General features: G+C 45.2%; 11 protein-coding genes. 2 read left to right on the top strand and 9 right to left on the bottom strand.

All coding sequences use genetic code 11. The annotated features are described in order from the left end of the window. Positions 1–105: 105 nt before the first annotated feature. The 8 genes from ACWVCM_RS09545 to ACWVCM_RS09510 all read right to left on the bottom strand — a co-directional run bounded on the left by ACWVCM_RS09545 (position 106) and on the right by ACWVCM_RS09510 (position 8,262). Complete coding sequence (locus ACWVCM_RS09545; protein ID WP_455201512.1) at positions 106–762, bottom strand: tetratricopeptide repeat protein; 657 nt, start codon at positions 760–762, stop codon at positions 106–108. 30 nt (positions 763–792) lie between these two features. Beyond that, positions 793–1,596 carry an SDR family oxidoreductase gene (locus tag ACWVCM_RS09540; RefSeq protein WP_455201511.1) on the bottom strand — a complete coding sequence of 268 codons (804 nt, stop codon included), beginning with the start codon at positions 1,594–1,596 and terminating at the stop codon, positions 793–795. Then, positions 1,583–2,266 carry a TenA family transcriptional regulator gene (locus tag ACWVCM_RS09535; RefSeq protein ID WP_455201510.1) on the bottom strand — a complete coding sequence of 228 codons (684 nt, stop codon included), beginning with the start codon at positions 2,264–2,266 and terminating at the stop codon, positions 1,583–1,585. Before ACWVCM_RS09535 ends, ACWVCM_RS09540 begins: the two co-directional genes overlap by 14 nt. 14 nt (positions 2,267–2,280) lie before the next feature. After that, positions 2,281–3,828: an AMP-binding protein gene (locus ACWVCM_RS09530; RefSeq protein WP_455201509.1), complete on the bottom strand. Its 1,548-nt coding sequence runs from the start codon at positions 3,826–3,828 to the stop codon at positions 2,281–2,283. Continuing rightward, positions 3,825–4,553 (bottom strand): thermostable hemolysin, encoded by a 729-nt coding sequence (locus ACWVCM_RS09525; protein WP_455201508.1) that lies wholly within the window; start codon positions 4,551–4,553, stop codon positions 3,825–3,827. Before ACWVCM_RS09525 ends, ACWVCM_RS09530 begins: the two co-directional genes overlap by 4 nt. Positions 4,554–4,787: 234 nt before the next feature. Beyond that, positions 4,788–6,071, bottom strand: a complete 1,284-nt coding sequence (locus ACWVCM_RS09520) for a sensor histidine kinase (protein WP_455201507.1) — start codon at positions 6,069–6,071, stop codon at positions 4,788–4,790. Further along, positions 6,068–6,745, bottom strand: a complete 678-nt coding sequence (locus tag ACWVCM_RS09515; protein ID WP_455201506.1) for a response regulator transcription factor — start codon at positions 6,743–6,745, stop codon at positions 6,068–6,070. The genes ACWVCM_RS09520 and ACWVCM_RS09515 overlap by 4 nt, the downstream gene beginning before the upstream one ends. 245 nt (positions 6,746–6,990) lie before the next feature. Next, positions 6,991–8,262, bottom strand: a complete 1,272-nt coding sequence (locus tag ACWVCM_RS09510) for a hypothetical protein (RefSeq protein WP_455201505.1) — start codon at positions 8,260–8,262, stop codon at positions 6,991–6,993. A 157-nt stretch (positions 8,263–8,419) separates the two neighbouring features. On the opposite strand from ACWVCM_RS09510, the gene ACWVCM_RS09505 reads away from it, so the two are divergent. Next, on the top strand, positions 8,420–9,466 hold the full coding sequence (locus ACWVCM_RS09505) for a class I fructose-bisphosphate aldolase (protein ID WP_455201504.1): 1,047 nt from the start codon (positions 8,420–8,422) through the stop codon (positions 9,464–9,466). Between the two features lie 135 nt (positions 9,467–9,601). Here the strand turns inward: ACWVCM_RS09505 and ACWVCM_RS09500 are convergent, their stop codons facing one another. Then, the gene (locus ACWVCM_RS09500; protein WP_455201503.1) at positions 9,602–10,309 is read right to left on the bottom strand and encodes a hypothetical protein; all 708 of its coding nucleotides are present in this window, start codon (positions 10,307–10,309) and stop codon (positions 9,602–9,604) included. 185 nt (positions 10,310–10,494) lie between these two features. Here ACWVCM_RS09500 and ACWVCM_RS09495 point away from each other — a divergent pair, with 185 nt between their 5' ends. Beyond that, complete coding sequence (locus ACWVCM_RS09495; protein WP_455201502.1) at positions 10,495–11,499, top strand: hypothetical protein; 1,005 nt, start codon at positions 10,495–10,497, stop codon at positions 11,497–11,499. Positions 11,500–11,604: the final 105 nt, after the last annotated feature.

The raw sequence follows: 11,604 nt of genomic DNA, 5'->3' as shown, positions 1-11,604 counted from the left end.
TACGAAGGGACAATATCTGTTATATCTACTTAAGCCAGAGTCGTGGTAAATTACCATTTACCAACCACACCATCTATACCACGCCTCTGGCCATTGAACAAAACATTAAAGCTGACGTTTTACGTTTTCAATAATTGCAGCAATTTCCTTGCGCTGCCCGTTATCGGAAATTTCCCGACCCTTACGTGCGGGAGCTTCAAGAGCCTTGTTTAACACTTGCAGTGCTTTTTCGTAGTCACCTTCTTCATACAAAAACTCGCCATAGAAAAAATTAGGTTCAATTCCGTCCGGGTTAATTTGCAGGGCCTTTTCAAGATAGCTGCGCGCTTTCTCGTCATTACCAAACCCAATAGGCCAGCCAGGCACTCGATAATATAAATTACCAAGCGACGCATAGACGGATCCATTTAAAGCATTGGGATTAATTTTTTCTGCTTTAATTAGAAGCTCACGTGCATCCTTCACCAGGCTCAGCGCACCCAATCCTCCTTTTGCACCGGCATAAGAACTCTCTATGATGGCTTCCCAAATTAAAGGTTCGGCCTGATCGGGATATTTTTCGCTGACAATATGAGCCTCTTTTGCCAGTTTATCAAACGCACCTTCTTGCTGGTCTTTTGCCATATTAAACTTGATCTCTTCCCAACGATGTTGCAGTTTTTCCACGGCTTGCATAGTTTCATTTGAAGATTCAGCAAACGCATTGCCGCTTAAAGCTGCTAGCGTAAAAAGCAAACCAGTTACTAATTTCATCTTATACATTCAATATCTCCACTTATATAATTTGTTTGTTCAATGCACAGGTTTTGCGAAAGGACGCATCACCCTGTTCTGTTTTTCCAGACCTTTATCCACCATCCGTGGCAACACGCCATTTAATTTCACGAAAAAGCGCTCGCCAAACCCGTAATAGGCATCCTTTTTGTCCTTCTCGATGCAACGCGTAATCCACCTGGCAACGGTAACAGGATCATCCATTTTCATTTTTACCGCTTCCGCCATCTGATAAACCGCTTTACTATTAATGGCAGTTTTAACTGCACGGGGCGCGACATAGGTCACGTCCACGCCAGTACCGGTTAATTCACGCCGCAGTGCTTCTGAAAATCCCCGCATGGCAAACTTACTACCGGAATATGCAGCAAAGTAGGCAAAACCTATGGAACCGAAAATCGAACCCATGTTGACAATACGTCCCTGCCCCTGGTCAATCATTTGAGGCACTATTGCCTGAGTCAGCAATATTGGCGCGGTAACATTCGTTTTATAGATGCGCTCTACAAGCGCCGGATCTGACTGGGCAAATGAATTAAAATCCGAGATACCCGCATTGTTAATCAACAGATCCACGCCACCAAAATTACGTGTTGCTTCGTTAACGATTAGCGTACGACCGCTAATGGAAGTAATATCGGCAGCGACTATCGCCGCAAACCCACCAGCATCATTTATCTGTTGTGAAATCTTTTCCAGCTCAGCCTGTCGACGACCAACTAAAAGTAATTTAGCGCCTTTTTTCGCGAACTCGCACGCAAGCTCTCTGCCAATACCGCTCGATGCGCCAGTTAATACCACACGCTTATCATGCAGCTGCATACTTCACCTCCGAAGGATTTTCCGTGTTATCAAGGGAGCGAAAAATATCGCCATACAGTTTAAAAAATACTTTTGCACAATGAATAATTTGTGCCTGGTCATTCGGATCTTCGACCCGATCCATCAATTGCTCAAAGAAATCCACATGACTGACGTCCAGTGAACCGTGCGATGTCAAATAACTGAATGATTTTTTCGGCAATTGAAGTTGCACCTGGATAGCTTCTGCCGCTGTTGTCGCCAGCGCAACGCTAGTGCCTTCCAGCACGTAGACCATTCCAAAAAACCCAACAGGATTGACACGATTTATCATGTCATAGGCATACGACACCATTAGCTCCGTTTCTGTTGCCGGGTATCCGTTGCGTACTTTTTCCTGATCTGCTCCGCAGTGTTTGATGTCATTGAGGATCCATTCTTCATGACCGATTTCCTCTTCGATGTATTCAGCAATCGCAGCCTGCAACCATTTCTGTTTATCGGTTAATTTTGTTCCGCATGCCATTAATAATGGCACGGTGTGTTTAACATGATGATAAGCCTGAGTCAGAAATGCGATATACTCATCGAGTGTCACATTCCCGGCAACACCACGTTTTATAAATTCGATATCAACCAATGATTGTCTCTGTGGACTGGTTTCATCGACAAGTCTTTTATAAAAACTCATAGTTAAATCTCCAATTAGTACGAAAGATTGTTGTCTACACGACAACGAATGACAGGTTGTTCATAAAGTTGACTAAGACGCTCACTATAGTCGCTCCAGATTTGCTGACGCCGTGGGCGACCATTCACGGTATATTGCTTATTCAATGCCGAAAATGCTTTATGCGCCAGTATCCACCTGGTCACCCTTGCATAATCAGGTAGACTACGATTTACCGTATGGATCGCCTCATCTACCTGTTGTGCTGTCACATTCGGTCTGGGAACAATAACGGCAACATTCCAGGGACGACTTTCTCCGTAGACAACGGCCTGTGCAATGACAGGTTGGGCCTGAATTTCTCGTTCGATCCATTCCGGTGAAACATTACGTCCAAAAGACGTGATAAATACATTTTTTTTGCGACCTGTGACATACAGATAGCCGTCGTCATCAACAAAACCAAGATCCCCGGTTGCCAGGGTGCCGCTACATTTATTTGATGATTCATTTAGATATCCGGAATAAACAGGACCCGCAACGATGATCTCACTATCTTCTGCAATGCTGACTTTCACATGCTGTAGCGGTTTCCCAACACTCCCACGGCGAATTGATTCGGGGGTATTCACTGCAACAACCGATGCAGACTCCGACAGACCATAACCCTCATAAACCGGTAACCCGAGTGAATCGGCTTTTTCCAGTAAGCTGGGAGCTACACTGGCACCACCTACCGCCACAAACCGTAAATCGGGTAATTCCTGGCCTTGATCAACAATAGCTAGCAATGCCTGCAACATTTCAGGAATCAGAATGATACTGGTAGCACGTTGTTGTTTTACCGTTGCAAACAGCTTTACAAAATCCACTGATTGCGAACCGTCAATACCGAGTTTTAGCAGTGATGGAAGGCTGCATGGCACACCACGTAATAGTGCAACATACAAACCGGCAATATTTTCAAGCAAAATAGACATTGGCAGTAATGCCATGTGCTTGTCGTGTTTAACCACTTCCACAATCTTTGATAATGAAAGTGCAACACTACTAATAGCCTTTGCGCTTAGACATACACCTTTTGGCGCTCCCGTTGTGCCCGAGGTAAAAGTAATTTTAACCGTGTCATTGGGTAAAACCGTTCTGTTGATTTGCGGTATTGAAACCTGCCAGACATTTTGTCCAGCGATGCGCGCTTTGGGCCGCGCCTTTGCCTGTGGCAATAAACGTATCAGGCGACCTGGATTGTCAGTGATTATGGTATCCAGTGATGCCGATGAAATAATATGCAGTAGTTGTTGGTCGGAGAAAAAAGACGCTAACGGTACCAGCACTTTCCGATCATCTGCATGATCCGCTGAATGACATTTCAGTACAGCCAGATCAATCACCGCCCAGGCAGGACCGTTATCCATTAACAGCCCAATCCGCATTGAGCCGTTGCTTTGAACAAACTCCTGTACTGCGGCAATTTCCTCAAATAACGAAGCATAACTGATATCCATGTCCTGCCCTTGCAGCGCAATGGCATCTGGTGTTGTTTTCGCGTGGTGATCTATCGCTTGCAGAATTGGATTCGTCATAGTTTTCCCTGAAGTTGAGTATTCGATACTGAATTGATAATGCGTTGTTGACAGCCCACGGCAAAAGCATATTGCCATAGATAGCAACTCATACTCATTACTTGCTCCAGTTCAATGAGTTCTCGCAAACGCCGGTAACCTTCTTCGACTCTGCCAGCTACTACCACTGGACCAGTTTCGTAATAACTCCCCCACGACGCCTGTTCCAGCTGGTCTAAACAGGATTTATCAGCGGCAGCAACTGGATGTAAATTCAGATCCAGTGCAGCGAAGGCATTTCTTACTGCGGGCACCGCCGTGAAAACAACCCATTCGATCCCTGCTCCACTTAAGTATGACGTTAGCGCCACAATAAGCTGACGCAAACCACCACGGTGCACTGAAGCAAGATTCCCCACTTCCATAATGCAATTACGTGAGACCCGAGTGCCACTAAGTTGTGAAATAACATCTTCAACTGGATGTTGAAGATAGGTTTCCAGGAACAAACGCCCCGTTGACGCATGCTGCATACCTAGCCCTGCAATCACACGATTGTCTTTCCCATGCAGAGCCATCAGGCGCGGCAAATAGTGGTTGAGATCGGCGTTGTAGGCGCGCGCAAAGACATGGTGGATAAAATTTTCCACCTGCTTTCGTGAGCCTGTATCAGCATCATACAGTTTCAGGAGCAACGCTTTGTTTGCTTCATGATCACTAAAACCGACATTTTCACTCAATTTCATTACAAATCACCTTGGATTACCGTTAAATATTGTTCCAGCCAGATCGCATTCTGGCGATGGCAACATCCTAGGTGAGGCGCAATGAAAGAATGATCAAAATTGTGTGAAGATTTCGTGAAAGTGAAAAATAATTTCGATTGGCGGGATTAATTAAACTCGGCCGGGACAGGACACAAAACGCAGCGATTAAATCGAAAAACTTTTATTAAATAGCAGTGCCAGGCTGGTATGCGTTCAACCGGTTTTCTCCACTGAATTGCTAAAGTCTATAGAAACTACCGTACCTTTTCCCAGTGTACTGTTAACATCAATTTGCCATTTATAGTGATCACAAATGCGTTTAACAATTGATAGCCCGATGCCACTTCCACTCGAGTCATTGTCATTACCACGATAGTGACGATCAAAAATAAGTGGCAGCGCTTCAGTGGTAATACCTTCGCCAGTGTCGGTTACTAAAACAAAGGGCGCATCTATTGTGATCGTAATATTGCCTTCCTTCGTATAAGCAATCGCATTACGTAAAAGATTACCCAGCAGTATCGTGAGAATTGAGCGCGGCACCTGCAAGCCAAAATCCTGCTTACTGTTTATTTCCAGCATCACCGTTTTATTACGAAGTAGCGCATTGTTTTCAGCGATAGCCTCATTTGCGATGGCAGATACTTTGATGACATCTTCGTCTGTCAGCTCATCTTCACGAGCGAGCACCAATAGTGTATCAACCATCTGGGACATATTGTCAGCAGCTCGTTTGATTCTCTGCAAAACATTACGTGAACGTGAGGATAATTTCGGATCATTATTTAATAATTCCACTGCACCTTTAATAATCGTTAGCGGTGTACGTAACTCATGACTGGCGTTTCCGGTAAATTCCTGTTCTCTGGCGACAAAATCCTGTAGACGATCCAGGTAGCGATCAAAGGCAAATGCCAGTTCACCCACTTCATCATTTACATACTGTGGTGCCAACTTGTCAGCAGGTACATTTGGCTCCAGCACTGCCACTGTTCTTGCCAGACTGGTGACCGGCGCTATGGCTTTTTGTGACAACATATAGCCTAACCAGAGTGCCAGCACGCTTGCGGATATAACCACAACTATCAAAGCATTGGAAACTTTGGTTTCACGATGCTCAAATATAGTTGCATCAAGTTCCAATGCCATCTTTTTGCCATTCACTTGCGCAACTATTATCTGCAGAAATCTACCGTTGTGCTTGATTTCATAAGTTCCAGGCGCCAAACTGCGCATATAGTCTGGCAACCTGGACTCTTCTCCTGGCCCAACAAGATACGCATTCATGCTTGCTGAATGTGGCAGAGGTTGCTGAGGGTCTGCCCTGTAGCGCTGTTTAAAATTATGTAGTTCTTTATGTAAATTTTCTTTATATACTCGATCTTCGATATTTTCCATGGCATAGTTGACACCGAAGGCTACTGCAACCATCAACAAAGTGCCAAATAAAAAAAATGTAACTGTAATACGAATTCGCAGACTGTGTTTATATTTCATGCCGGCGTTTCTTCCAGTCGAAAACCAATACCATGAACTGTGTGAATTAAAGCCTGATCAAACGGATGATCGACGGCTACTCTCAATGTATGCATGTGAGAGCGTATTGCATCGCTATCCGGCGGTTCATCACCCCACAACATATGCTCTATCTCCCTTCGGCTCACTACGTGTGGAGATTTACGCATTAATAATTCCAGAATCTTAAGACCGGTTGGAGTAAGCGTTATAATCTTGTCTTTTCGCCTGACAGTAAGTGTATCAATATCAAAACTTAGATCCCCAACTTTAAGATTTCTTGCAGACGCACCGGCATTACGTCTTTGTAATGCCAGCAAGCGCGCTTCGAGCTCCTGAAGTTCGAAGGGTTTAACGAGATAATCATCGGCACCCATACCAAATCCAGCCAGCTTGTCATTCAGTGTATCCCGTGCCGTTAGCATCAACACTGGAGTTTGTTTGCCTGCTTCTTCGCGAAGTTTTTTACACAACATCAAGCCATCCATACCCGGAAGCATTACATCCAGCACTATAGCGTCATAATCATTGACAACTGCGAGATGCAGGCCCGTGATTCCATCGGCAGCAGCATCCAGCGTATGCCCTTTAACTTCCAGGAAGTCATAGATATTCGCAGCGAGATCGGAATTGTCTTCGATGATGAGTATGCGCATTTAACTTTGCAGTCTCGTTTTTCTGTTTTATTTTATAGATCCACCTGCTCTGTATACAGGCGTTTAATTCAACACCAGCAACTTATCGTTCATACGACGAAGGTTACCACGGTATGGACGAAGCCAGCAATGCAGGCTACTCCGCAAAAATGTCGCAACATAGCAGAATGGTACTAAATACGGTGTATATATTCTCTACGCAAACATCGAAACAAGCTGGTAAAGGAAAATCAGAAAGGCTAAGGTTATTGCAGCTTGTAAATAAAGGTTTTCAATCCTTGCTGAGTGAGGTTGGCGAAATACGCTGTGTTTTCATCCAGAAAAATGCCATCAGCACCCAGTGGAAACCAGTAATGATCGCCATCAAGATGAGCATTCATTTCGATCGTTGATGAAGTTATATTAAAAGCTATCAGTCCTTTGGGTTTAGTGGGATACAAAACCTTTGCAAAATTCTGCCCCTGGAAGATGGCCGGTTGACTTTCGCGCACAATGGGGTAGTTAAAATAAGTAGGACAGTTTTGGCAATCTAAACTGGCATCCCATTGATCTACAATATTTCCTTGCGTATCGAGCAAATAAGCAAAAGTTTTAGGCGAAACAACGGAAAACACCCTGCCAATTTTGTGCAATAGCGAATCACCCACGTAGTTACCAACTATAAGGAACCTGTTGATGCTTCGTAAATACTGCACATCATATTGATAATAAACCAGGTTAGCTTTTAATAAGCTGATTTCTTTTACCAGTGCATTGGCTTCTGGATCGTAGAGCGCAAACATTAAATTGGCATAGTTACTTTCCTGTACGTAGCGTTGCCATACCATCATTGCATATCGATCCGACCCCGCCACTATCGGCCACCAGTCTCGCGGAGAACCTTTATCTACAGCAACTTGATAGTGGAATAGGCGTTCGCCTTGCGAACTAATCACATCAAGCAGTACATCATTTGCACTACCTGCCCCGTCTACCCCACCCTCATTTATCCAGCCTTCAGCATAGGCAATCACAAACCGGTTCCCGACCGCATCTATATGTCCGGAATGCCCGCCATTGACTGCAACTTTCTTTAATTTCGAAAGCGGGTTTAAATTCCTGTCGAACAATTGATAACGTTGCTGAATAATCCCATCGCAGTTGGCAATATCGCTGTCAGAACCATCTTCAAATGTAATGGCAATAACACCGTTTTTCGATATTGCGGCGCTGACAGGCTCCTGCGCTTCAGGCAAAGCAATGAGTCGCTGTTGGTTAACAACCGGATCACTTGGATCAATAAGGGAGTAGAATATATCATGATTGTAGTGCTTGCATTTTTCGCCGTCTTTTGTAACAACTTTCTGATCCCCCTCGGGCGGATTACCCGGAGAGCTGGACCATAGCAACCAGTAGCGCCCATCAGGCAGTGGCACAAACTCAACACCATGTTGATATTCACGGCGGTCTGATGCCAGCAGGGTGACGCTAAAACAAACGCAAACAATCGCTAATGTCAATTGTTTCAATATAGTCATATTCAACCACAAATTGTACTAGTTTACTTATTAGCTAACTCTAGCCTACCAGGTTAGAGAAATATTAGATCCATTCAGCAAATCGCGTGATTCACATCAATGCAAAATTCACACATGTTGGCACTCTAGTGCTCAACCACCATAGGAGCCAACGAAGATGGATATCCATGCACAACTCGGCAAAGAAACTGAAGATCTATTGAGTCATGTATGCCAGGGCATTCCGAAAGAAAACCTGCATACACCCGGACCTGACTATGTTGACCGTGTCGTCGCCCACAAAAACCGCAAGCCCGGTGTATTGCGAAATCTAAACGCATTATATCAGCATGGCCGCCTGGCAGGCACTGGGTATTTATCCATATTACCGGTTGATCAGGGCGTTGAGCATTCCGCAGGGGCATCCTTTGCTCCCAATCCCGCGTTTTTCGATCCCGCCAATATTGTTAAGCTTGCCATCGAAGGCGGCTGCAATGCAGTAGCTTCCACACTGGGTGTACTAAATGCAGTGGCGCGGGATTATGCTCACAAAATACCTTTCCTGGTGAAGATCAACCACAATGAACTATTAAGCTACCCCAATCAATATGACCAAACCATGTTTGCCAGTGTGCAACAGGCGTTTGACATGGGCGCCGTTGCAGTCGGTGCAACAGTTTACTACGGTTCGGAAGAATCGCGTCGTCAGATTCAGGAGGTTAGCGAAGCTTTTGAATACGCCCATGAACTGGGTATGGTGTGCGTGTTATGGGCATATTTGCGTAATAATGCGTTTAAACACGACGGTATTGATTATCATGTTTCTGCCGACCTGACAGGCCAGGCCAATCATCTGGCGGCAACTATCGATGCAGATATCATTAAACAAAAGCAGGCGCAAAATAACTGCGGTTACAATGCCATTAACTTTGGCAAAACACACCCAAAAGTCTATAACGAACTTACGACCGATCATCCCATCGACCTGGTGCGTTATCAGGTAGCCTGTTGTTACATGGGCCGCACAGGTATGATTAACTCCGGTGGTGCATCCGGCAGCGATGACTTGCATCAAGCCATCCGCACAGCTGTTATTAACAAACGCGCGGGTGGTATGGGTTTAATATCTGGCCGAAAAGCATTTCAAAAACCCTGGGATGAAGGTATCAAACTGCTTAATGCAATTCAGGATGTTTATCTATCCAATGATATAACGATTGCGTAACTACTTATATATGTAGTAGATGCTTTGGGACTACGCATCACAATCAATGGCATTGATATCACCACCGCATTAATCGCGCCCCACAGGTGCGCTCCTACAAAACACCTTCTAAAGGAGCGGGGTTGCGCGCCGCGATCAACTGTTTTTCTCGATACGGATAAATGATAGTAAAACCAGTCCTAACCCTAGAAAACCTATCGCTAGCCATTGCCAAAACGCGAAACTTAACCAGAGCGGTATTCCCATCTCCCGCCAACTGACATCCACCCACCCTAAATCACGCTGGTAAAGATAAAGCCATAGCTGGGTAATACCAATCGCCAGTAAGGGACTGGCTACAAGCAAGACCGACAACACATAAACTCTTTGACGGATCATCACCTGGATCAGCAACCCGAGGGTGCCAAAATAAAATCCGAGGAATGCCAGGAGCGCAAGGATTTCGTGTGCTTTATAAACCCAGGCTGACAGATCTCGGATTACAAGCCTTTCTATGCCCAATATGACAGCGCAGATTATCCCAATGCGTAAAAAGCTGATGGCAATCCCGGCTGCTGCAGAAAGACAGGAACACAGGTTTTTCTTTAAAGAAGAAACGTATGGCCACAAAAGCGCCATCGACAGACCAAAGCCACCGGCAAACCAGGCACTGCCCTCGGGATTGTGTTTTTGCGAAGCCAGTGCTGAAACAACGGTATAGGCCCAATCGAATCCTCCAGGATAGTATCGAACCGCCATCACAAATCCCACACTCAACACAGCCGCGGACGCGAAATACCACCACAGGGCAGGTATTGAATTCACATCTCGAGAAGGTTCTCGTTGAGTATTTATAAACTTCATTGCCTGTTTACCTCAGACATTATGAGTCATATCACACATTAATTTGCGCGATATACAGTACCAGTATACGCCCTCTGCAAGAAAACCGTTATAACTCATTCATTCTATGTTGATTTTTTCCTGGCACATTCGCTGCTATAAGTTTCACGATTTTAATAAAAACCTGGATGTAACTGGAGTTATAGATGATAAAAAAAATATACCTTGTAATGTTGGGGAGCCTGTTAATAGCCACTGGCTGTAGCAATTCAGATCCTGTGGCAAATTCAGAAAGCTGTTCCACTGATGAACAAAGTGTAACAAGCTCTGATCAACGTACGCTATGCATTGCGTTAGCAACAAGTGCCCAAACACCGTTTGCGACAGGCTTCGTGGCACCTGCTCGTGTAACACACCTAATCACCATTAAAGATGCTGACGGTAATCCTGTTGATATAGCTTCTGACGCTGTTATAGAAGGTATCAGCCAACATCCCATGATGTATATGAACAATGGCCACGATCATACAACACCACACAGTCATGAACCTGATGCTTCAAGAAGCGATGAAGGCATCTATACCTTTCCTGTCTATTATTCCATGGTATCGATGATGGCCGACGGTACGAGCATGGGCGACTGGGAATATGCAATTAGTTTGACGGATACCGGTGCAACAGAGCCACTGCAGGTGGTATTCCATCCCGAAGTACGCATGGTGATGGGCGGTAACATTTTTGCTGCAAAAGGCAGCAACGATATGGACCAGTGGACAAACATGATGGATATGACCAAACCACGTAGCTACACCATCTGGTTAGAAGCAATCTCAGCCAGTCCCAACAATGGCTATGATTTGACATTGTTTGTTTCTACCCAGGACATGATGCACATGAATACCGGCGGTCATGCTCACACCCTGTTCCCCGCGGTTTATTCCACTCAAATGCTACATGGGCCGGTTCCAGCCGGTGGCGGCATGCAAATGACTGTCACCCTCGATATGGTCACCGTTGAAATTTCCACCGATGCGGGAAACACCTGGCAATCGCTATCAGCTACCGACCATGGTTACTACTCTGGATCAGGATTAGCTGGTTTCGCTGCCGGAGAACAGGTTTCGCCTGCAATCAGGCTAACAGTCAACGGACTGGAAATGACTACAGCCGCGGGGACATCACCACAATTGATGTTTACTGTACCGAATTAACTATCCTGGCATTGTAGTTTTGCAATTTTACGTTTTACTACTGATCGGGGTACTTGTTTTCACACCCCCCTCAAGTGCCTGGGCCGCTTCCTGTTGTGGAGGCGG

This window comes from Kaarinaea lacus (assembly GCF_975902315.1).
Note: the sequence above shows the minus strand (reverse complement) of the source record. Positions and strands in the feature narration are given on the sequence as shown.